Source organism: Kitasatospora sp. NPDC059088 (assembly GCF_042738155.1).
GTDB lineage: Bacteria > Actinomycetota > Actinomycetes > Streptomycetales > Streptomycetaceae > Kitasatospora.
In genome coordinates this window covers 33,325-54,861 of record NZ_JBHYGR010000040.1, presented here as the reverse complement: position 1 = coordinate 54,861, position 21,537 = coordinate 33,325, and the positions used below count along the sequence as shown (strand labels likewise).

Genomic DNA, 21,537 nt, shown 5'->3' with positions numbered 1-21,537 from the left:
GGTGGGGGGGTGGGGGGTTGGTTGGTGGTTTTTTTGGGTGGTCTTTTCCCGGTCGGGGTGGGGGGGGGGGGCCCCCCGGGGGGGGGGGGGCCCCGCCCCGGGGGCGGGGAGTTCAGGGGCGGTGGCGGGTGGTGATGGTGAGCGGGTGGGCGGTCCAGTCGATGGTGTCGCCGATGTAGAGGGTGACGGACCAGCGGCCGCTGCGGGCGAGGGAGTGGGCGACGCCGTTGTTGCCGCCCGGGCCGATGCAGAGGCGGAGGAAGTCCCGGTGGGCGGCGCGGACGGGGTGTCGGCGGACGTGCTCCCACAGGACAGGGAGGGCGTGGTCGAGGCTGGGGAACACGGTCGGCAGCATGATCCCCGCGATCCCGGCCCGGACGGGGCTCACGCGGCGGCCTCGGCGGCGGGGGCGGTGATGTGGCACCAGATGAACTTGCCGATGCCACCCCGGCGCGGGCAGCAGCCCCACTGGGAGGCCAACTCCTGGACGAGGAGCAGGCCCCGGCCGCTCTCGGAGGTGAGGGAGGCGGGCCGGAGCGAGGGCTTCTCGCTGTCGGCGTCGTGCACCTCGATGCGGAGCGTGGTGGGGGAGGGGAGCTGGAGGCGGACGAAGATCAGGCGGTCGCCCGGGGTGCGGGCGTGGGTGACCGCGTTGGTGACGAGCTCGCTGAGGAGCAACTCGCCGGTGGGGAGCAGGGGTTCGGCGGAGGGGTGGGGGAGGAGGAAGGAGCGGAGCTCCTGGCGGGCGTTGCGGGGGGACTTGGGGTGCCGGGGGAGCCAGCAGGTCTGTTCGCTCATGGCAGGGCCACCTCTGGAGTGTGCAGGTGAGAGCGCTGGAGAAGGCATGGGGATGCCCGGTGAGAGTCCGCCATGATCACGATGTGTCTACTGGAGGACTACGTTGAGTAGCATGCTCCTGATGTCTTCTGGAGTGCAAGTCCCTACTTTGGGAACCGATCAAAGATTGTTGTCCAGAGCAGAGGGCGGCAGACTGGCAGCGCACATACGGCTGGGAGGTCAACGCGTGCCCGTGAACAGGAATCCGACGGTTCGACAGCGACGGCTCGCTCGAACGCTCAAGGAGTTGCGGGTTGCTGCGCGGATGACGATGGTCCAGTCGGCCAGACAACTGGACTGTGCCGAGAGCAAGATCAGCCGGATTGAGGCCGCGCAGTCTGGAATCAGGCTTGTGGATCTCAGGCTGCTACTCGACCTCTACGGCGTGACGGACCATGTGGTGCGCGGTCGACTGGAGGAACTGTCGCGCGAGGGGCGCCTGCGTGGCTGGTGGGACAGATATTCGGACGCGCTGTCGCCGCTCTACGCGGACTACATCTCGTTGGAGGCTGACGCCTCGGACGCGTACAGCGTGGAGACCTTCCTCGTTCCGGGGCTCCTGCAAACGGAGGACTACACCCGGGCCGTCGTTCGGGCGCAGATAGAGGATGCCAGTGTCGAGCAGGTTGAGCAGCTGACGAAGGTTCGGTTGGAGCGGCGATCGGTCCTGACGCGCGAATCTCCGCTTCGGCTCTGGGTTGTGCTGTCGGAGTCCGTGTTGAAGCACCAGATCGGTGGGCGGTCGGTGATGGGAGAGCAGCTCGACTATCTGGTCGCCATGGCGGGCCGGCCCAATATCAACATCCAGGTGCTGCCGGAGGAATCGGATGTTCATGCGGCGCTGTTCGGTCCACTCGTCATCCTGAGCTTCCCCGAGAGCACGGAGACGGACGTCGTGTACGTGGACAGTCTCCTCAGCACGCTCTACATCGAGGAGCCGGGCGAGGTCTTCAACTACTCGAACCTGTTCCGGCGGGCTCTGGCGGAGTCGCTGCCTCGCAAGGAATCGATTGCGTTCATTGAGCGCATTGCGAAAGGAAGGGACGGCGATGAGTAGCATCCCCAAGGGGGCGGCCGCTGACCTGAGCTGGAGAAAGTCGTCGTTCTCCGGTGCGCAGAGCAACTGTGTGGAGATAGCCATAGGCGGGGTTGGGGGCGTGCCGGTCCGGGACTCGAAGGACCCGGATGGGCCAGGTCTGCTGTTCGATGCTGATGCCTGGGCTTCGTTCGTGGCCGGGGTCAAGGGCGGGGAGTTCTTGGCCGAGTAGAAGAACAGGGGTGCCCCGGGTGGGGCACCCCTGGTGTGTCACGTGAGGTTGTCGGTCCAGAAGAAAATGGTCCGCAGGACGATGCCCGGGGCGCCGGCGCCGAAGGCGAGGACCATGGACTGGCCGACCGCGACATCCGTCGGGTCGATGCCCTGGGACCAGGTGACCTTGGCGTCGAGGCCGGGGATGGATCTTCCCGGGGCGTACGACCGGAAGCTGCCGTGGGCGTGGGCGATGAGGGTGCCGTTGCGGCGCAGCTCTGCGTGGCGGAGGCTGGTCGATCTCAGCTCGTAGGTGCGGTCGCCCAGAATGGCCGTGCGGGTGCGGGACTTCCGGGTGGTCGGGATGTTGCTCCCGTTGATGTTCATCGCGCCGTGGTCGCGGTCGGGCACCACGGTGACGGTGGGCATCCCCGCCCCCTGCACCCGGGCCACGACGGTCGGCCAGCGGTCGTGGCTGAGCTGTATCGGTCCGAACGGGCCGTCGATCACCCGTTGTTGGAGCTTGGACATGTCTGTGCTACCCCCGTACGCCTGGAACCGAGAACAGCGGGGCTGCCGTGACGGCAGCCCCGCTGTGTCCTGCTGTTGAAGCCGAACGATATTCGACCTAGAAGTCGTCGTCGAAGGAGACCGAGCCCTCGACCGCGACCTGGTACGCCGACACCCGGCGCTCGAAGAAGTTGGTCAGCTCCTGGACGTTCTGGAGCTCCATGAAGCCGAACGGGTTGGTCGACCCGTACCGGATCGGCATCCCGAGCCGTGCGAGGCGCTGGTCCGCGACGGCCTGGAGGTACTCGCGCATCGAGGCGGTGTTCATGCCGGGCAGGCCGTCGCCGCACAGGTCCTGGGCGAACTGGAGCTCGGCCTCGACGGCCTCCTCCAGCATCTCGGTGACCTGCTTGGCCATCTCGTCGTCGAAGAGGTCGGGCTCCTCCTCGCGGACGGTGTCGACCACGGAGAACGCGAAGTCCATGTGCATGGACTCGTCGCGGAACACCCAGTTGGTGCCGGTGGCCAGGCCGTGCAGCAGACCGCGCGACCGGAACCAGTACACGTACGCGAAGGCGCCGTAGAAGAACAGGCCCTCGACGCAGGCCGCGAAGCAGATCAGGTTGAGCAGGAAGGCCCGCCGGTCCTCCTTGGTCTGCAGCGAGTCGATGTGGTCGACCGCGTTCATGTACTTGAAGCAGAACTGGGCCTTCTGGTGGATGGAGGGGATGTTCTCCACCGCGGCGAAGGCCGCGTTGCGGTCCTCCGGGTCCGGAAGGTAGGTGTCCAGCAGCGTCAGGTAGAACTGGACGTGCACGGCCTCCTCGAACAGCTGGCGCGACAGGTACAGCCGCGCCTCCGGGGAGTTGATGTGCTTGTAGAGGCTCAGCACCACGTTGTTCGCGACGATCGAGTCACCGGTCGCGAAGAACGCCACCAGGCGGCCGATCATGTGGCGCTCGCCCTCGCTCAGCTTCGCCAGGTCGGCGACGTCCGAGTGCAGGTCCACCTCCTCGACGGTCCAGGTGTTCTTGATCGCGTCGCGGTACCGGTCGTAGAACGACGGGTAGCGCATCGGGCGCAGGGTCAGCTCGAAGCCGGGGTCGAGCAGCATCTTCTGGCGATCGTCGGACATTACTGGCAGGCCTCGCAGGACTCGGGGTTCTCCAGGGAGCAGGCCAGTGCGGCCTCTTCCTCGGGGGTGAGGGTCGGGGTGTTCACCGGCACCGGCGTACCAGCGGCGGTGCGGGCGGCACCCGAGGCGGCCTGGGCGATCCGGGTCGCGGGGCGCGAGCGCAGGTAGTAGGTGGTCTTGAGACCGACCTTCCACGCGTAGGCGTACATCGAGCTGAGCTTGCCGATGGTCGGCGCCGCCATGAAGAGGTTCAGCGACTGGCTCTGGTCCAGGTACGGCATGCGGGCCGCGGCCAGGTCGATCAGCGCGCGCTGCGGCAGCTCCCACGCGGTGCGGTACAGCGACCGGACCTGCTCCGGCAGCCAACCGAGCTCCTGGACGGAGCCGTTGGCGTCGCGCAGGGCGTCGCGGGTCTGCTGGTCCCAGACGCCGAGCTCCTTGAGCTCGCGCACCAGGTACGGGTTGACCTGGAGGAACTCGCCCGAGAGCGTCTCGCGCTTGAACAGGTTGGACACCTGCGGCTCGATGCACTCGTAGACGCCGGCGATGGAGGCGATGGTCGCGGTCGGGGCGATCGCGAGCAGCAGCGAGTTGCGCAGGCCGGTCTCGGCGATGCGGGCGCGCAGCGCCGTCCAGCGGTCGGTCCACTCCGGGGCGGCGCTCGGGAAGTGGTCGATGTGCAGCTCGCCGCGGGCGGCGCGGGTTTCGCCGTAGGCCTCGTGGCGGCCGAGCTGCTCGGCCAGGTCGGCGGAGCGCTCGTAGGCGGTGAGCATGATGCGCTCGGCGATCAGCGTGGACAGCCGGGCGGCCTCGGCGGAGTCGAAGTCGATCCGCAGCTTGAAGAAGACGTCCTGGAGGCCCATCACGCCGAGGCCGACTGGCCGCCAGCGGGAGTTGGAGGTGCCGGCCTCGGTGGTCGGGTAGAAGTTGATGTCCACCACGCGGTCGAGGAAGGTCACGGCGGTGCGGACGGTGGCGTCGAGGCGCTCCCAGTCCATGGCGCCGAGCAGGTCCTCGACGGACGCGCCCTCGGCCACGTGCGCGCCGAGGTTGACCGAGCCCAGGTTGCAGACGGCGGTCTCGGAGTCGTCCGTGACCTCCAGGATCTCGGTGCACAGGTTGGAGGAGTGCACCGTGCGGCCGGGCAGCGCGGTCTGGTTGGCGGCGCGGTTGGAGGCGTCCTTGAAGGTCATCCAGCCGTTGCCGGTCTGCGCGAGGGTGCGCATCATGCGGGCGTAGAGGGTCTGCGCCGGGATGGTGCGGACGGCCTTGCCGGCCAGCTCGGCCTTGAGGTAGGCCTCGTCGAAGTCGGCGCCCCACAGGTCGACCAGCTCGGGGACGTCGGCGGGGGAGAACAGCGACCAGTCGGCGTTGGCGTTCACGCGGCGCATGAACTCGTCCGGGATCCAGTGGGCCAGGTTGAGGTTGTGCGTGCGGCGCGCCTCCTCACCGGTGTTGTCGCGGAGCTCCAGGAACTCCTCGATGTCGGCGTGCCAGGTCTCCAGGTAGACGCAGGCCGCGCCCTTGCGGCGGCCGCCCTGGTTGACGGCGGCGACCGAGGAGTCGAGGGTGCGCAGGAACGGGACGATGCCGTTGGACTTGCCGTTGGTGCCGCGGATCAGGCTGCCGCGCGAGCGGATGCGCGAGTAGGACAGGCCGATGCCGCCGGCGTGCTTGGAGAGGCGGGCGATCTGCGCGTAGCGGTTGTAGATCGAGTCCAGGTTGTCCAGCGGCGAGTCCAGCAGGTAGCAGCTGGACATCTGCGGGTGCCGGGTGCCGGAGTTGAAGAGCGTCGGCGAGGAGGTCAGGTACTCCAGGCGGCTCATCAGGCCGTACAGCTCGGACACCTCGCGCACCGACTGCTCGGAGTCGCCGACCGCCAGGCCGCAGGCGACGCGGAGCAGGAAGTGCTGCGGGGTCTCGATCACCTTGCGGGTGATCGGGTGGCGCAGCAGGTAGCGGGACTGGACGGTGCGCAGGCCGAAGTACTCGAAGCGGTCGTCGCCCTTGGTGTCGACGAGCGCGTTCAGGGCGTCGGCGTGCTTGGCGACGAAGGCCGCGGTGGTGTCGCCGATCAGGCCCTCGGCGTGGCCGACGGCGATCGAGGCGGAGAAGGAGGTCGAGCCCTGGCTGTTCGCCTCGTCGACGATCTCCAGGGCGAGCAGGCGGGCGGCCAGCTTCGAGTACTGGGGGTCCTCGGCGATCATCGACGCGGCGGCGTCCACGGCCAGACCGCGCAGCTCGGCGAAGTCCGAGCCGGCGTGGCGGCCGCGCAGCGCGGCGGCGGCGACATGGCCGGGGTCGACCTCGGTGAGGTCGGCGCTGCGGTCGGTGAGCAGCCGCAGGAGAGCACCGCCGGGGTCGGAGACCGTCGGGTCGGTGAAGGCGGTACCGGAGCCCTGGGCGGGCAGGGTGACTGAGGCAGCGGTGGTCAAGGCGCTCTCTCCTGGCGGCGATCGTGCGGCGGTGATCGGGGTCACCCGGGCCGATCTGGGCAGGGGAGCACGGCGCGAACGCAAAAAGCGTCGCGCGAGGTGTCTCCCCGGCCCGCCCGCGAGGCCCGGAGGGGTGGTGCTGGTGCTTGGCGCGGCCTCTGCGGGAGGGCCGTGGCGCACGCTGTTCGGCAGGTACTCGGACTCGCGGTACGGCTGCTGGAGCCGCCCGCACACCGCTGCGGGGCAGTCCCGGATTCCCACCGGGTTCCCCTGCATCGACAGCAGAAGCGAGCATACATGTAGTGGTGTCTCCTCGATGCGACACCACATGTAGTACGGCGTGGTGTGTTGTCGCGATGACGGGTTGTGCCCGGGCCGGTGGCGGTTCGTGGACGTCCGAGGCCCGGAACCACGCTCCGGACGTGTCGCGGCCGCCCGCCGGACACCCCGGATCCGGGTGCCGGACACCCGGGCCCGGCGCGCCGGGCGTCCTGGTTTCGATACGGAACGGTCACCGGGCCGAGGGGCGGTGCGGGTGATGCCCTACGATCTGGGCGCATGAGCGACGGAACTGGTGTACCTGGGCACGGGCCGCAGGGGACGCCTCCCGCCGGGCCGGGGGGCGCACAGAATCAGCAGCCGGTGGGGCCGGGTCCGGTGCCGCCGCCGGGCGGTGGTTTCGGCCCGCCGCCGGCCTCGTACGGACCGGTGGCGCCGGCGGCGCAGCCGTTCTCCCAGCCCGTCCCGCCGGTGCCCCAGCCGGCGCCCCAGCCGGTTCAGCCGCCGGCTGCGCAGCCGCAGTGGCAGCAGGCCCCGCAGCAGGCGGTTCCCGTGCAGCAGCCGGGGCCCCCGCAGCAGCCGGCCGCGCCGCAGCAGCCGGTCCCGCCGCAGCGCGTCGAGCCGGACTGGGCGGCGCTGGCGGACCGCAACGAGGCCGACGGCAGGCGCAAGCGCCGGGTGAGGATCATCGGCGGCGCGGTGGCCGTCGTCCTGGTGGGTGGTCTGGCCGCGGGCGGAGTGCTGCTGTTCGGCAAGAAGGACGACCCGGCCAAGCCCGGTGGCGGTGCGGTCGCGTCCGCGTCCGTCTCGGGCAAGCCGACCCCCGGCCCGTCGAACGGCGGCCCGTCGACCCCAGGCCCGTCGAACGGCGGTGCGGCCGCGGGAGGGCAGCCGGACGACCCGTCGAAGCCGATCTGGGAGGTCGCCACCGACCCGGCGCCGCAGGACGCGGGGGCGCTGTTCTCCGCGCTGCAGGTGACGGTCAACGGCGTGTCCTGGAACCGGACCGTGGTCGCGCTGGACCAGCCCTGCTGGGACGGCAACTCCACCACCGGCGGGCTCGGCAAGGTCCTCGGCGACCAGGGCTGCCAGAAGGTGCTCCGGGCGACGTACGTCTCCGGCGACAGCGCGGTGACCGTCGGCGTCGCGGTCTTCGACCACAAGATCCAGGCCGAGACGGCGATGAAGAACTACGCCGGGCAGCTCAAGGGCCTGCCCGCGCCGGGCGGCCCGGCGTTCTGCGCCAACCCCGGCTGCACCGGCACGCACAGCAGCCTGGGCCGGTACGCCTACTTCACCGTCGAGGGCTCGGCGAAGGGCGGCAACGCCCCTGACGCCGCCGCGACCGCGGCGTCCGCCGGGTTCGCCGAGCACGTGAAGGGCCAGCTGCTCCAGCGGGCCAAGGCGGCGGGCTCGGCCACGCCGGGTTCGCAGGGCACTCCGGCGGCCGCCGCGACCGGCTGACCCGCGGTGACACCCCGGTCCCGGCGGACCCGTTCGCCGGGACCGGGGGAGTGTGGCAGGCTCTCGTCGGAGTCATTCGTACGCGTGTTCCGGTTGCGTCCGCGGGGGTCGGCGCCGGCGAGAAACCGGAGGAGCGGTCGTGGCCCTGCCCAGAGTCCTGCGCGGTAGGCCGGCCGTGCTGGCCGCGGCCGGCATCGTGGTCGCCGCCGGCAGTCTCGTGCTGCTGGACCGCGACGACCGGACCGACCCCGGGCAGCCCGTCCGGGTACCGGTGTCGGTCGGCGCCCCCGGCCGTACCCTGCCGCCGGACGTGGGCCGGGACCTGCTGGCCCGGGACCCGCAGGCCTCGCCGAACGCCCGTGCCGTCCAGCAGTTCCTCGCGGACCTGGAGGCCCAGGCCCGCACCGGGCACAGCGGCGGCACGGTGATCGGCCAGCACGTCGAGGCGCACAACGAGCGCAACAACCCCGAGTACGGCGACTACCGGGGCACCAAGCAGGTCGGTTACTACTACAAGAAGGCCGCCGACATCACCGGCCGCCTGCCCGGCTTCATGGAGACCGATCTCGGCCCCGGCTACGGCCAGAACGCCTGGGGCGTCGGCAACCCGCGCTCCTACTCGGCCGGCCGCTGGCCCACCTGTCGCACCGGCTGGCAGTACACCGACGACGCCGTCGACCTGATGACCGCCGTCTGGTCCGGCCACCCGCGCGCCGACGACGGCACCTACGACGGCTCCGGCGTCCAGCAGAACTGCGACGGCAGCACCACCGAACTCCCGGACAACGGCGGGGCCCCGGCCGGGATCGTCGGCATGTCCTTCCACGAGCCCTACCCCGGGTCCGCCGTCAAGTCCTTCGACCGGGTGCTCTGTTCGAACTCCCCGGCGGCCAAGGACCCGGGCTGGTTCGGCCGGGTCGTGGACGCCGGGGGCGACACCCCCGAGTACCGCGCACTCGTCACCGACCTGTCCTACCTGGCCGACCACCTGGAGTACCTGGCCGCCCACGACGTGCCGGTGCTGCTGCGCCCCTACCACGAGATGAACGTCCAGGACTGCGCCAGCCGGTTCTGGTGGGCGGGCCAGAAGCCGGCCGACTACCAGGCGCTGTGGCGGATCACCTACAAGTACCTGGTGGAGACCAGGGGCCTGCACAACCTGCTGTTCGTCTGGACACCGGTGTCCTGGGACGGCGCCCCGGGCGTGGACCCGTGGGACTACTACCCGGGCTCCCAGTACGTCGACGTGGTCGGGGTGGACGACTACAGCGGCAGCCCCGCGCACCCGATCGGCACCGGCGAGGTCTGGACCAAGCGCTACTACGACGGGCTCGCCGCCTACCACAAGCCGAGGATGCTCGCCGAGTCCTTCGCCGTGCCGGTCAACTCCCGCCAGCCGGACACCCTCGGCCGCACCCCCTGGACGATCTGGACGGTCTGGGGGCAGTCCCTCACCTCCGACAACCTGGCCCCGGACCAGCCGCGCAACTCCGGAGCGGACGTCAACGCCACCTACCACAGCCCGTTGGCGATCACCGGCGGCTCCGGACCGTCCGGCGGGAGCATCGACTGGGGCGGGCTGCACGTCCGCTGATCGGGCCCGGATCCGTTGAACGGGCGGAATTCCGGGTCCGTTGTGCCGTGTGGCATCCTGTGGCGGCGAAGCCCGAGGGCTCGGTGAACGGTCGGGAGAGGACCGAAGGGGCGGGGGTACGGGGATGACACAGGCACGTCCGATACGCGGGGCCGGTGGCCTGGCGGTCGGTTGGGGCGTGGTGCTGCTCGGCTGGGCGGCCTACAACTGCTTCGGGCAGGTCGGCTTCGCGACCTACCTCAAGGGCATCTTCTACTACGGCGGGACCTCGGTGGACGCCGAGACCGGAAGCCTCAACTACGGCCTGCTGTACCTGGCCGCGGGCATCCTGCTGCTGCGCGGGCGCTCCTGGGCGCTCGGCGTGGCGGCGGGCGTGGCACTGGTCGAGGGCTACAACCGGGTGCGCAGCCTGACCGGCGCGCTGCTGGACGAACCGCAGCGGCAGTGGTTCACGGGGACGACCGAGGGCGGACTCAAGCTCGCCACCTTCGCGCTCGGCGTGGTCGTCACCGCGACGCTGATCGTGCTGCTCGCCCGCTCCAAGTGGCGGGAGCAGCCGGAGGGTTCCTCGGCCGGGACGCCCTGGCCGCTCACGCAGGGCGCGGTTCCGGCCGCGCCGCTGCCGTCCGCGCCGCAGCCGGGTCCGTACGGAGTGCCGCAGCCGGGGCAGCCGCAGCCCGGGTGGCCGGCCCAGCCGCCGGCTCAGCCGGTGTGGTACCAGCAGCCGCAGCCGCAGGCCCAGCCCGCCGCCTGGCCGCCTGCGCAGCCCCAGCCGGTGCCGCCCGTGCCGGGTCCGTACGCCCAGCAGCCGCCCCCGGCGGCGCCGACGTACCAGCCGACCGCGCTCCAGCAGCAGTGGCCCGCCGCCCCGCCCGCGCCCGCCCCGCCCGCGCCCGGCCCGCAGGGCGCCGCTCCGGTGGCCCCCGGCCCGGTCGTGCCGCCGCCCGCGGACGCGCCGCCGGCCCCGCACCCGCCGCAGGCCTGACCGACCGACCGGACCGACCGACACCAGACGAGGAACGACTTCCGCCATGACGTCCACAGCCCCTGCGCGGACGGTGCTCACCACGTCCCGCGAGGCCGCCCGGCTCGCCGAGCGACAGATGTCCTGGAAGCCCCGGGTGCTGCCGTTCTACACCGCCTTCGCGATCATCTTCACCTTCTCGATCTGGGCGTACGTGCCCAACCCGACCCCGCTCGGCTGGGCGATCACCATCCTGTGGGGCATGCCGGTGTTCGGTGTGCTGATCGGCTTCCAGGGCGTGCTGATGGTCCGCCGACGGCTGCGGCAGGTGGACCGGATGACCCCGCCCGCGCCGGCCGAGGACGACTTCCTGATCGTGCTGGTGCCGACCATCGGCCGGCACGACACCTACCCGGCGCTGGAGCGCTCGGTGCTCTCGTACGTCGAGCACCTGCCGTCGTACTTCCCCTGGATGAGGGTGGACATCCTCACCGAGGAGGGCTGTGCCGCCGCCGAGAAGATCGACGAGCTGGCCGAACGCCACCCGCTGATCCGGGTGGTGACCGTGCCGAAGGCGTACGAGACGGCCAACGGCACCAAGTTCAAGGCCCGTGCCAACCACTACTCGCACGAGCTGCGGATCGAGGAGGGCGAGGCGCAGGACGACGTCTGGGTGCTGCACATGGACGACGACACCGGAGTCGGGCCGGACACCGCCGCCGCCGTCGCCCAGTTCGTCAACCGGCAGCGCCGGGCCGGGGACGACGCCAAGCACATGGCGCAGGGCATCCTGACGTACCCCCGGGAGAACGCCGTCTCCACCTTCACCTGGCTCGCCGACGCGATCCGCCCGGCCGACGACATCGCCCGCTTCCGGGCGATGACCGGCACCGGAACCCCGATCGCCGGCGTGCACGGCGAGCTGCTGATCGTGCGCTCCTCGGTGGAGGCCACCATCGGCTGGGACTTCGGGCCGAAGACCATCGTCGAGGACGCCCAGATGGCGCTGAACTTCTGCCAGCGCTACCCGGGCCGCAGCGACTGGTTCAACGGGCGCTGCTACGGCGCCTCGCCGGCTGGCGTCAAGGACTTCCTCAAGCAGCGCGAGCGCTGGGCCTGGGGCCTGGTCGCGCTCTGCTTCAACAAGACCATCCCGCTGCGGTACCGGCTGTTCATCGGGATGGGCATGGTCAGCTGGGTGCTCGGCCCGCTGCAGCACGTCGGCCTGGTGCTGATGGTCGCCTGGTTCACCGGCACCTGGAACACCTCGCCGGTCACCCAGTCCGTGGTGCTGCTGTGGGCGATCAACTTCGCCTACGTGATCTGGACCTACTGGGAGGGGCTGCGGCTGAACGTGGTCGCCTCGGCCAACCACCGGCGCAAGTGGTGGGAGCCCATCGTCGTGGTGGCCTGCATCCCGGTGTTCTCCTTCCTGGAGGGCTGGGGCGGGCTGCGGGGGCTGATCAAGTTCCTCAAGCGCGAGGAGAACAAGTTCGTCGTCATCGCCAAACCGGCCTGATCGGAAGTCACGACCGTTGAAGCGCCCCGCCATCTTCATCCTGCCCACCGTCGTCGTCGCCGTCGCCGTGGCCGTCCCCGTGGTGTGGGGGGACCACCCGATCCGGTTCGACCACCAGCGGCCCACCACCGTCCACCTCGCCGCCCCCACCGAGCAGGGCCGGGTCTGGGGCTTCGGCAAGGACGCGCCGCCGGTCGAGGACACCGGCCCCAAGGTGGCCCGCCCGTGGACCAAGGGGAGCCCCGAGTGGGGCGTGCAGGTGTACTGGCTGGACGACCCGGCGGACCCGGACAACTTCGTCCAGGGCAAGGTCGACCGCATCGTCAGGTACGTGGTCGGGCTGAACGCCAACTCCCTGTCGGTGACGTTCCCGTACTACACCACGGGTACCAAGTCGAACGCCGTCGCCGCCCGGCCGACCTCGCCCACCCCGGAGCGCCTCGCCCTGCTGCTGGAGGCCGCCCACCGGGCGGGTCTGCGCACCACCGTGCGTCCGATCATGGACGAGGACGTGTTCGACTACGTCCACACCCTCAAGTGGCGCGGCAACATCACGCCGACCGACCGGGACGCCTGGTTCGCCAGCTACGCCGCCTTCCTGGCGCCGTACCTGAAGACCGCCCAGGAGCACTCCGCGGCGGAGTTCACCCTCGGCACCGAGTTCAACTCGCTGGAGGGCGACCCGCGCTGGCAGGGGCTGGTCGACGAGGCCAGGAAGACCTTCCACGGCGAGCTGGCGTACGACGCGAACTTCGACAACTGGGCCAAGGGCCCGATCGCGGTACCCGTCGACGGGACGGGCGCGGACGCCTACCCGCCGGCCAAGAACTCCGACGACGACGCCCCGATCGCCGACCTGAAGGCCAGCTGGAACGCCTGGCTCGACAAGCGCGGCACGGGGCCGCAGCCGACCACCAAGCTCACCGAGGTGGGCATCCCGGCGCAGAAGGGCGCGTACAAGACGCCCGGTGAGTACTACAAGAAGACCGAGGTGAACGAGGCCGTCCAGGCCACCTGGTTCACCGCGGTCTGCCAGGTCGCCCAGGAGCGCAAGCTGGGCGGGGTCTACTTCTGGTCGCTGTACTTCGGCATCGACCCGACCCTGCCGGTCACCCCGGACACCCCGCGGATGGACTACGCCGGGCGCCCGGGCTCCGAGAAGGCGATCCGCGACTGCTTCGCGCAGACCTACCAGGTCCCGCAGCCGTAGGGCCCGCTACGGCTGGGGCTCGGCGGGGTGCTCGCCGGCGCCCGGGGTCCCCTTGGGGGTCGGCGTCCGGGCCGGCTTGGCCGGGGTCGGACGGCCCGTCGGCCGGGTGCTCGCCGTCGGCGTGGGCGTGGGGGTGGGCGTCGGGGTGGAGCTCGGTGTCGGGGTCGGCGTCGGCGTCGGGGTGGCCGCCGGCGCGGCCGGGGACTGCGGCTGGGCCCCGGACAGCCCGTCCGCGATCTGCTTCTCCAGCCACGGGGTCACGAACCGCATGCCGGCCGGGGTCAGGTGCACCCCGTCGTTGGCCGGGGTGACCCAGTGGCCGTCCTTGTCCTTCCACACGCAGGTGTCGTACGGGCAGTAGAAGGTGTCGAGGTCGACCAGCCGGACGGTGCCGCCGGCAGCCTTCACGAAGTCGCCGACCTGCTGGTTGTAGCAGGTGCCCCAGGCCTTGCCGATGGCGCCGTTCTCGACGCGTTCGTTCATCAGCAGCACCCGGGCGGCGGGCGCCCGCCGGTGGACCTGCTCGACGGCCTGGGTGAGCTCGGTGCGGTACCGGCTGCGGTAGTCGTCGTCGCAGGGGTTGAGCCAGGTGCCGTCCAGGTACTGCTCGGCGGCGTCCCAGCCGAGGTGGATCACCACGGCCTCCGGCGCGGTGGCGGCGACCTGGCGGTCCCACTCGGCCGCCCGGTTCCGGCAGTCGGAGCTGGTCTCGAACTCCGTCCCGGAGACGGTGCGCACCTTGTCCGGGTCGAACACCCCGCAGCCGCTGATGCCGCCGTCGACCACCCGGTAGCCGTCGCCGTCCCGGTACAGCCCGGTGGCGAGGTCCTGGGCGAAGGAGTCGCCGAGCACCAGGACCATCGGCCTGCCGCTCGGCCCGGACCGCATGTCGTGGGTGACCCAGGCCGGCAGGTACCAGGCCCCGGCGGTGGCCACCGCGGCGGTGACGGCCAGCAGCGGGACGGCCGGGAGGGCCCGCCAGCGCAGCACCCGCAGCTTCTCGGTCGCGGTGTGCAGCAGCCAGGCCAGCACCCAGGAGACCGGGCCGCCGATCAGCAGCAGCTTCTGCGGCGAGATGTCGTCGACGAAGTGCTGCAGCAGCCAGTACACCGGCAGGTGGAGCAGGTAGAGGCTGTACGAGATGGTGCCGGTGAGCCGCAGCGGGGGAAGCGACAGCAGCCGCACCAGGGGGCCGCGGTCGTGGCAGAGCGAGGCGGTCAGCACGGCGGCGAGCGCCGCGACGAGCGCCAGTCCGCCCTGGTAGAGCCAGGGTTCGTGGTAGCTGCCGACGGACAGGCTGGCCCAGACCAGGCCGCCGAGGGCCGCCGTGCCGACCAGGGTGGGCAGGGCGGCGCCGCCTCGGCGGGCCGAACGGGGGCCGTCGGCGGCGGCGCGGGCCTTGCGGCGCAGCCACAGGTGGACCCCGAAGGCGGCGGTGGCGCCGGCCGCGAAGCCGACGGCGCGGGTCTCGGTGCCGAGGTAGAGGCGGTCGCTGTTGCCGCCGTTCCACATCAGCGGGGCGACGAGCGCGGAGGCCGCGAACAGGACGGCGGTGACGATGCCGGCGGCGCGCAGCGAGCGGCGGCACAGGCCGAAGACCATCAGCAGCAGCAGCGGCCAGACCGCGTAGAACTGCTCGGTGATGCTGAGCGACCACATGGCCGCCAGCGGGTCGATCGAGGCGAAGTGCTGCCAGTAGGCGTCGCCGCGGGACAGCTGGGCCCAGTTGGCGACCTGGGCGAGCGTGGCGAGCGCCTGCGGGCGCAGGTCCCGGACGTCCCGGAGCGGGCTGACCAGGGCGGACAGTCCGACGACCAGGATGATGGTGGCGAGCAGTCCGGGCAGCAGCCGCTTGGCGCGGCGGCGGTAGAAGACGCCGAGCCGGATGCCGTCGGTGCGGTCCAGCTCGCGGATCAGCACCAGGCTGACCAGGAAGCCGGAGAGCACGAAGAAGACGTCCACGCCGAACAGGCCGTTCTGGAACCAGTCGGTGTGGTAGAGCAGCACGGAGGCGATCGCGAGGCCGCGCAGCCCGTCGACCGCCTTGAAGCGGACCGACGGCGGCAGCGGGCCGCGGGGCGCACGGACGGGTGCGGGGATCGCGTAGCGGCTGGAGGCCGGGGCCTCGATGCCCCGTGCCTCGCGCATGTCCTGGAGCGTCGGGCCGCTTCCGGGCGTGCTGGGGCCGGGCCCGTCGTCCATGTGGTGCGTCCCCCCGGTCGATCGACTGTCGCGACCTGTCGACGACATGTCTTGATCTGTGGTTTATATCAAAAGACGCCTGTTGATCGTCTGCCCGTCACGGGGGTGGGGGAGGGGCCGGTGGACTGCCGCCGGGCCGTCAGAACGCCATGGTGTAGACCATCAGGTCCATCCCCGGGTACGGCGCCCAGTCCCGCTCGGGGGTGCGGCGGAAGCCGACCCGCTCGTAGACGCGGTGGGCGGCGGTCATCTCGGGGCGGGTGGAGAAGGCCATGCCGGTCAGGCCGAGTTCGCGGCTGCGGGCGACGCAGGCGCGGACCAGGGCCTCGCCGACGCCGCGGCCGCGGGAGGCGGCGGCGGTGGCGAGCATCCGGATCTCGCCCTCCTGCGGGGTGGCGATGTCGGCCCACTCGGTGCCGCCGACGGCGAAGGTCACGCAGCCGAGGACCTGCTCGTCGGCCGCGTCGGCGGCGACCAGGAGCTCGGCCTCGCGGGAGCGCCGCCCGGCGTCGCGGAGCAGCTCGACGTAGCCGCTGGTGGGCTTGGTGTAGCCGTCGCCGACGAAGGCCTCGACGGTGATCCGGCCGGCGTCTTCGAGGTCCCGGGGGAGGGCGTGGCGGATGAGGTAGTCCATCGGGCCAGTGTGCCGGAGCCCGGTACGGCGACGGGCCCGGGGGTCGGGCGGAGCGGCAGGTCAGCGGGGACGGCGGGGGTGGCGGGGGCGGTGGCAGGAGCGCCGTCGGCGTCGGCGCGGCCCGCGGCCGGGGCGCCGTGCAGCCGGTCGGCGCGGTGCGGGTCGGCGGGGTAGCCGCCGGGGCGGTGGTAGTTGTCGCGGCCGGCCGCGGGGCCGCGGGAGAGCTCGCGGCCGATCAGGGAGCCGAGCAGGCCGAAGCCGCCGACCGCGCCGGCCAGGGCGAGTGCGCTTGCGAGGGTGCCGGATTCCATGGCCACCACTGTGGCCGGGAGCCGGCGGGGCCGACGAGTGGCAGGAACGCCGGGTTGCCTCGAAATCCTGCCAGCCGGGGGCTTCCCGGCGCCCGGCCCGGCGGGGCATCCTGGGCGGCATGCTGAGGAACGTGGTCGCGGTGGTGCTGGAGGAGGTCCACCCCTTCGAACTGGGCGTGGCCTGCGAGGTGTTCGGCCTGGACCGCACCGCGGACGGGCTGCCCGGCTACGACTTCGCGCTGGCCGGCGCCCACCCCGGGCCGCACGCCACCCACTCCGGGTTCACGGTGGACGTCCCGTACGGCCCGGAGCGGCTCGCCGACGCCGACCTGGCGGTGGTCACCGCCTCGGGGATCCGCGACGCCTACCCGGAGCCGCTGCTGGCGGCGCTGCGCGCGGTGGTGGCGCGCGGCGGCCGGGTGCTGTCCATCTGCAGCGGCGCGTTCGTGCTGGGCGCCGCCGGGCTGCTGGACGGCCGCCGCTCCACCACCCACTGGCGCTACACCGACGACCTGGCCGGCCGGTTCCCGGGGACGGCGGTGCAGCCGGACGTGCTGTACGTGGACGACGACCCGGTGGTCACCTCGGCCGGTACGGCGGCCGGCATCGACGCCTGCCTGCACCTGGTGCGCAAGTTCCAGGGCGCCGAGGTGGCCCGGGGGATCGCCCGCCGGATGGTGGTGGCGCCGCACCGGGAGGGCGGGCAGGCGCAGTTCGTGAACCGCCCGCTGCCGGAGGGCGGCGGCGACTCGCTGGCCCCGCTGCTGGACTGGATGCGCCACCACCCGGACCAGGAGGCGACCGTCGAGCAACTGGCCGCCCGGGCGCACATGTCGCCGCGCACCTTCGCCCGGCGCTTCCAGCAGGAGACCGGCACCACCCCGCACCGCTGGCTGGTGGGGCAGCGGGTGCTGCTGGCCCAGCGGCTGCTGGAGTCCACCACCGAGTCGGTGGACGCGATCGCGGCCCGCTGCGGCTTCGGCAACGCGGCGGCGCTGCGGCACCACTTCGGGCGGCGGCTGGGCACCACACCGCTGGCCTACCGCCGCTGCTTCGCCGATCCGGCGGTCGCGCAGCAGTGACCCGGCGGCCGACGGTCCGTCAGCTGCCTCCACCCATCAGTTGTCCTCCCCCGGCAGCTGCCTCCGCCCGTCAGCTGTCCCCGCCCGTCAGGTGGTCGACGCCGTTCCAGCGGTCCGGCCGCAACCGCCCGTCCTGGGCCCGCCACAGGCTGGTGGAGCAGTTGTGCACCGCCCCGAGCTCGGTGAGCTGCTGCTCGGTGAGCCGGTCCAGCGCGTAGCGCAGCATCAGCACCGTGCAGTCGTGGGCGACCAGCAGGACGGGCCGGCCGGCCTCCTCCTCGCAGACGTCCCGCAGCAGGCTGCGCACCCGCAGGGCGACGTCGGCCCAGGACTCGCCGCCGGGCGGGCGGTAGTACAGCTCGCCCATCTTGCGCCGCCGGGCGGCCTCCTCCGGGTGCTTGGCCTCGATGGCGGCCTTGGGCAGCATCTCCAGGATGCCGAGCTCGCGGTCGCGCAGCCGCTCGTCGTAGCGGACGGCCAGGGTGACGGGCACGGCGCCGAGGCCGGCCGCCTGGGCGAGCGCGATCCGGGTGGTCTCGGCGGTGCGCACGTACGGCGAGCACCAGACGCTGCGCGGGCGGTCGGCGCTGGGCAGGGCGGCCCACCAGCGGCCGAACGCCTGGGCCTGCTGCTGGCCGCGCAGGGACAGCGGGATGTCGGCGTCCCGGCAGCTGATCGGGACGCTGAGCGCGCCGACGGCCTCGGCCAGCTGGAACTCGACGTTGGCGGTGGACTCGCCGTGCCGGGTGGCGATCAGCACGGACGGCAGTCGGGTGGCCGCCGCGGGGCGGTGGGCGGTGACGTGGGGGTGGTGCTGGTTCTGGGTCGACTGGTGCTGGGTGACCTGGTGCGGGGCCGACTGGTGCTGGGCGGCCTGGTGCGGGGCCGACTGGTGCTGGGTGGTCTGGTGCTGGCCGTTGAGGGTGGTGCCGAGTTCTGCCATGGCCGCGAGCTCCCCGTGGGTCGATCAGGTTCCGGCCGGATGCCGGTCCGGTCTGGTGGTGCCCGGCGTGCACGCCTGTTCATACATATGATCGCGCCGCCTCCTCCAGTGTTCACGGAGAAGGCGGCGCGATCACAGGGCGCGCGCACGGCCAATCAGTGCGCCGCTACGGGCTCCGGCGCGTTCTCCCGCTCGTCGCCGCCGGTCTCGGCGCTGTAGTCGGAGGGCTTGGTCTCGTCCGGTCCGTCGGGCGTCCTGAGCGCCCGCAGCACCACGGTGAGCACCACCGAGACGACCAGGTTGAGCACGAAGGCCGTCATGCCGATGTAGCCGATCTCGCCGATGCCGGGGATCTCGGCCGCGTTGCCGCCGAAGTGCTTGGTGGCCGGGCTGGCCAGCCCGTACGCCGTCCAGGTGCCGTAGCCCATGCCCGCCGCCCAGCCGGCGAACAGCGCCCAGTGGTGGAACCAGCGGGTGAACAGGCCGCCGACGATCGCCACGAAGGTCTGCAGGATCCACAGGCCGCCCAGCAGCTGGAGGTTGATCGCGGCCTGCTTGTCCATGCCGAGCACGAAGACCAGCGCGCCGACCTTGACCAGCAGCGAGACCAGCTTGGCGACCCGGGTCTCGTCGGCCGGGGTGGCGGCGGGCTTGAGCCACTCCTTGTAGACGTTGCGGGTGAACAGGTTGGCCGCGGCGATGGACATGATCGCGGCCGGCACCAGTGCGCCGATCCCGATCGCGGCGAAGGCCACGCCGGTGAACCAGTCCGGGAACATGTTCGCGAACAGCTGCGGCACCGACAGCTGGGCGTTGTAGCCCTTGACGCCGCTGCCCACGCCCGCCGCGATCGCCATGAAGCCGAGCAGCGCCAGCAGCCCGAGCATCAGCGAGTACGCGGGCATGATCGCCATGTTGCGGCGCACGGTGTTGCGGGACTTGGAGGCCAGCACGCCGGTCACCGAGTGCGGGTACATGAACAGCGCCATCGCCGAGCCGATCCCCAGCGTGGCGTACGTCCACTGCTTGTTGTCGGGGAGGGTCAGCCCGCCGGCCTTGGCCTGCTTGAAGTGCGCCGCGGCCGCGTCGAAGACGTGCCCGTAGCCGCCGAGGCGCAGCGGGATGTAGATCACCGCGACGATGATCACGATGTAGACCAGGGCGTCCTTGACGAAGGCGATCAGCGCCGGGGCGCGCAGGCCGGAGGAGTAGGTGTAGGCGGCCAGCACGCCGAAGGCCAGGAACAGCGGCAGGTCCTTGACGAACCAGTTGGCGTCCGCGCCGCCGCCGAGGCCGAGCACGTCCAGCACGGCCTGGATGCCGACCAGTTGCAGGGCGATGTACGGCATGGTGGCCAGGATCCCGGTCAGCGCGATGACCAGGGACAGCGGCCGCGAGCCGTACCGGCCGCGGACGAAGTCGGCCGGGGTGACGTAGCCGTGCACCCGGGAGACCGACCAGAGCCGGGGCAGGAACAGGAAGACCAGCGGGTAGGCGATGATCGTGTACGGCACCGCGAAGAAGCCGGCCGCGCCGGTCGCGTACACGGCCGCCGGGACGGCGACGAAGGTGTAGGCGGTGTAGAGGTCGCCGCCGAGCAGGAACCAGGTCACCCAGGTCCCGAAGCTGCGCCCGCCCAGGCCCCACTCGTCCAGGTGGGCGGCGTCGTCCGCGCGGCGCCAGCGGGAGGCGAGGAAGCCCATCACGGTGACCAGCAGGAAGAACAGGACGAAGACCACGAGGGCCGGCACGTTGACGTCCTTCATCGCGCACCGCCCTCGCGGGCCGCGCCGCGGGCCTTCTCGTCCCGGTTGATCAGCAGGTAGGCGGCGACCGTGAAGACGGCCGAGACGGGCACCCAGAGCAGCTGGTACCAGTAGAAGAAGGGGATCCCGGCCACCGCCGGGTCGGTCTTGTCGTAGGAGGAGACCCAGAGCATCGCCACGATGGGCACGAGCAGGGCGAGTCCGGCGAGCACCCGCTCGGGGGTCACGGCCGGGACTGGGGTCCCGGCTGGCTCGGGCATGACAGCTTCGCTGGGGGCTTGGTCAGACGGCATCTTCTGCTCCGCTCCGGAGGGTTCCGTCGGCGCCGCAGCCCCGGAGGTGCCCGGCACCCCCGTGAGCCCGCCGGGCAGCACCATCGGTGATCGGCAGTCAGTACGGCTGCGCAATCTAGGGCATGGGGTGATCCATGTCACCCGATATGACGCAACTTTCCGCCATCCGGACACGAACGGGCACCGGTGCGCGGGTCGCGCACGCCGGTGCCCGTGGTGAGGGGGAGGGGTCCGTTCGAGGTGAGGGCCCCGGACGGGGACGACTACTCCGGCCGCTGGAGCCGGGTGATGAACTTGTAGCGGTCGCCGCGGTAGATGGAGCGCACCCACTCGACCGGGTCGCCGTCGGCGTCGAAGGAGTGCCGGGAGAGCTGGAGCATCGGCAGGCCCAGGTCGGAGCCGAGCAGGCCGGCCTCCCGCGGGTTGGCGAGGGTGGTCTCGATGGTCTCCTCGGCCTCGGCCACGGTGACCCCGTAGACCTCGCGCAGCGCCGCGTACAGCGAGTTGTGCTTGGCCAGGTTGCGCCGCAGGGCGGGGAAGCGCTTGGCGGAGAGGTGGGCGACCTCGATGGCCATCGGGTCGCCGTTGGCCAGGCGCAGCCGCTCGATCCGCAGCACCCGGCCGCCGGGCTTGATGTCCAGCAGCGGGGCGAGCCGGTCGTCGGCGGTGATGTAGCCGATCTCGATCAGCCGGGAGGTGGGCTCCAGGCCCTGGGCGCGCATGTCCTCCGTGTAGGAGGTGAGTTGCAGCGCCTGGGCGACCTTGGGCTTGGCCACGAAGGTGCCCTTGCCCTGGATGCGCTCCAGCCGGCCCTCGACGACCAGTTCCTGGAGGGCCTGGCGCACGGTGGTGCGCGAGGTGTCGAACTGGGCGGCCAGCGCGCGCTCGGGCGGGACCGGGGTGCCCGCGGGCTGGGTCTCGGTGAGCTGGAGGAGGTGGCGCTTGAGGCCGTAGTACTTGGGGACGCGCGCGGTCGGATCGGCGCCGGCCTGCGTCGGGAGGTTCTTCACCTCGGGGTCGTCGGCCTGGGCGGTGGATCCCCCGTCGCTGCTCATCGGACCTGTTCTCCCGCTTCTCGCGGAGCCTTTTACCGCCCCGCCACATCGTTAA

At 71.8% G+C, this 21,537-nt stretch carries 19 protein-coding genes and 1 riboswitch; of the genes, 8 read left to right on the top strand and 11 right to left on the bottom strand.

Features of this window, described 5'->3' with window-relative positions; all coding sequences use genetic code 11:
* Positions 1-112: 112 nt before the first annotated feature.
* Both ACFWXO_RS19800 and ACFWXO_RS19795 read right to left on the bottom strand, forming a co-directional pair.
* On the bottom strand, positions 113-355 hold the full coding sequence (locus ACFWXO_RS19800) for a hypothetical protein (protein ID WP_380525153.1): 243 nt from the start codon (positions 353-355) through the stop codon (positions 113-115).
* Between the two features lie 29 nt (positions 356-384).
* Positions 385-798, bottom strand: coding sequence for an ATP-binding protein (locus ACFWXO_RS19795; RefSeq protein ID WP_380525152.1), 414 nt, complete (start codon positions 796-798; stop codon positions 385-387).
* A gap of 226 nt (positions 799-1,024) precedes the next feature.
* On the opposite strand from ACFWXO_RS19795, the gene ACFWXO_RS19790 reads away from it, so the two are divergent.
* Together ACFWXO_RS19790 and ACFWXO_RS19785 are read left to right on the top strand one after the other, a co-directional pair.
* Positions 1,025-1,894, top strand: a complete 870-nt coding sequence (locus ACFWXO_RS19790; RefSeq protein ID WP_380525151.1) for a helix-turn-helix domain-containing protein — start codon at positions 1,025-1,027, stop codon at positions 1,892-1,894.
* On the top strand, positions 1,887-2,105 hold the full coding sequence (locus tag ACFWXO_RS19785; protein WP_380525150.1) for a DUF397 domain-containing protein: 219 nt from the start codon (positions 1,887-1,889) through the stop codon (positions 2,103-2,105). Before ACFWXO_RS19790 ends, ACFWXO_RS19785 begins: the two co-directional genes overlap by 8 nt.
* Before the next feature lie 38 nt (positions 2,106-2,143).
* Here the strand turns inward: ACFWXO_RS19785 and ACFWXO_RS19780 are convergent, their stop codons facing one another.
* The 3 genes from ACFWXO_RS19780 to ACFWXO_RS19770 form a co-directional block, all read right to left on the bottom strand.
* A complete protein-coding gene (locus ACFWXO_RS19780) occupies positions 2,144-2,617 on the bottom strand; it encodes a hypothetical protein (RefSeq protein WP_380525148.1) in 474 nt (157 codons plus the stop codon).
* Between the two features lie 97 nt (positions 2,618-2,714).
* Positions 2,715-3,731, bottom strand: coding sequence for a ribonucleotide-diphosphate reductase subunit beta (locus ACFWXO_RS19775; protein WP_375894081.1), 1,017 nt, complete (start codon positions 3,729-3,731; stop codon positions 2,715-2,717).
* A complete protein-coding gene (locus ACFWXO_RS19770) occupies positions 3,731-6,142 on the bottom strand; it encodes a ribonucleoside-diphosphate reductase subunit alpha (protein ID WP_375894183.1) in 2,412 nt (803 codons plus the stop codon). Before ACFWXO_RS19770 ends, ACFWXO_RS19775 begins: the two co-directional genes overlap by 1 nt.
* Before the next feature lie 193 nt (positions 6,143-6,335).
* Positions 6,336-6,468: riboswitch (cobalamin riboswitch) on the bottom strand.
* Positions 6,469-6,997: 529 nt separating this feature from the next.
* On the opposite strand from ACFWXO_RS19770, the gene ACFWXO_RS19765 reads away from it, so the two are divergent.
* From ACFWXO_RS19765 to ACFWXO_RS19745, 5 genes are all read left to right on the top strand, one after another.
* Complete coding sequence (locus tag ACFWXO_RS19765) at positions 6,998-7,909, top strand: hypothetical protein (RefSeq protein ID WP_380525147.1); 912 nt, start codon at positions 6,998-7,000, stop codon at positions 7,907-7,909.
* Positions 7,910-8,048: 139 nt separating this feature from the next.
* Positions 8,049-9,503, top strand: coding sequence for a glycoside hydrolase family 26 protein (locus ACFWXO_RS19760; RefSeq protein ID WP_375894075.1), 1,455 nt, complete (start codon positions 8,049-8,051; stop codon positions 9,501-9,503).
* A gap of 124 nt (positions 9,504-9,627) precedes the next feature.
* Positions 9,628-10,488: a hypothetical protein gene (locus ACFWXO_RS19755; protein WP_380525145.1), complete on the top strand. Its 861-nt coding sequence runs from the start codon at positions 9,628-9,630 to the stop codon at positions 10,486-10,488.
* 46 nt (positions 10,489-10,534) lie between these two features.
* Positions 10,535-11,986, top strand: a complete 1,452-nt coding sequence (locus ACFWXO_RS19750) for a glycosyltransferase family 2 protein (RefSeq protein WP_380525144.1) — start codon at positions 10,535-10,537, stop codon at positions 11,984-11,986.
* A 16-nt stretch (positions 11,987-12,002) separates the two neighbouring features.
* Positions 12,003-13,196, top strand: coding sequence for a glycoside hydrolase family 113 (locus ACFWXO_RS19745; protein ID WP_375894067.1), 1,194 nt, complete (start codon positions 12,003-12,005; stop codon positions 13,194-13,196).
* Positions 13,197-13,202: 6 nt separating this feature from the next.
* Here ACFWXO_RS19745 and ACFWXO_RS19740 read toward each other — a convergent pair whose 3' ends face one another.
* Positions 13,203-15,344, bottom strand: coding sequence for an acyltransferase family protein (locus ACFWXO_RS19740; protein WP_380525143.1), 2,142 nt, complete (start codon positions 15,342-15,344; stop codon positions 13,203-13,205).
* A 193-nt stretch (positions 15,345-15,537) separates the two neighbouring features.
* The gene (locus ACFWXO_RS19735) at positions 15,538-16,032 is read right to left on the bottom strand and encodes a GNAT family N-acetyltransferase (RefSeq protein WP_375894062.1); all 495 of its coding nucleotides are present in this window, start codon (positions 16,030-16,032) and stop codon (positions 15,538-15,540) included.
* 430 nt (positions 16,033-16,462) lie between these two features.
* Here ACFWXO_RS19735 and ACFWXO_RS19730 point away from each other — a divergent pair, with 430 nt between their 5' ends.
* Positions 16,463-17,425, top strand: a complete 963-nt coding sequence (locus ACFWXO_RS19730; protein WP_380525142.1) for a helix-turn-helix domain-containing protein — start codon at positions 16,463-16,465, stop codon at positions 17,423-17,425.
* Between the two features lie 70 nt (positions 17,426-17,495).
* Here ACFWXO_RS19730 and ACFWXO_RS19725 read toward each other — a convergent pair whose 3' ends face one another.
* The 4 genes from ACFWXO_RS19725 to ACFWXO_RS19710 form a co-directional block, all read right to left on the bottom strand.
* Positions 17,496-18,368, bottom strand: coding sequence for a histidine phosphatase family protein (locus ACFWXO_RS19725; RefSeq protein WP_380525140.1), 873 nt, complete (start codon positions 18,366-18,368; stop codon positions 17,496-17,498).
* A 155-nt stretch (positions 18,369-18,523) separates the two neighbouring features.
* Positions 18,524-20,134, bottom strand: a complete 1,611-nt coding sequence (gene mctP / locus ACFWXO_RS19720) for a monocarboxylate uptake permease MctP (RefSeq protein ID WP_375894053.1) — start codon at positions 20,132-20,134, stop codon at positions 18,524-18,526.
* Positions 20,131-20,394 carry a DUF3311 domain-containing protein gene (locus ACFWXO_RS19715; RefSeq protein ID WP_375894050.1) on the bottom strand — a complete coding sequence of 88 codons (264 nt, stop codon included), beginning with the start codon at positions 20,392-20,394 and terminating at the stop codon, positions 20,131-20,133. Before ACFWXO_RS19715 ends, mctP begins: the two co-directional genes overlap by 4 nt.
* 296 nt (positions 20,395-20,690) lie before the next feature.
* Positions 20,691-21,482, bottom strand: a complete 792-nt coding sequence (locus ACFWXO_RS19710; RefSeq protein ID WP_375894047.1) for a GntR family transcriptional regulator — start codon at positions 21,480-21,482, stop codon at positions 20,691-20,693.
* Between the last annotated feature and the right edge of the window lie 55 nt (positions 21,483-21,537).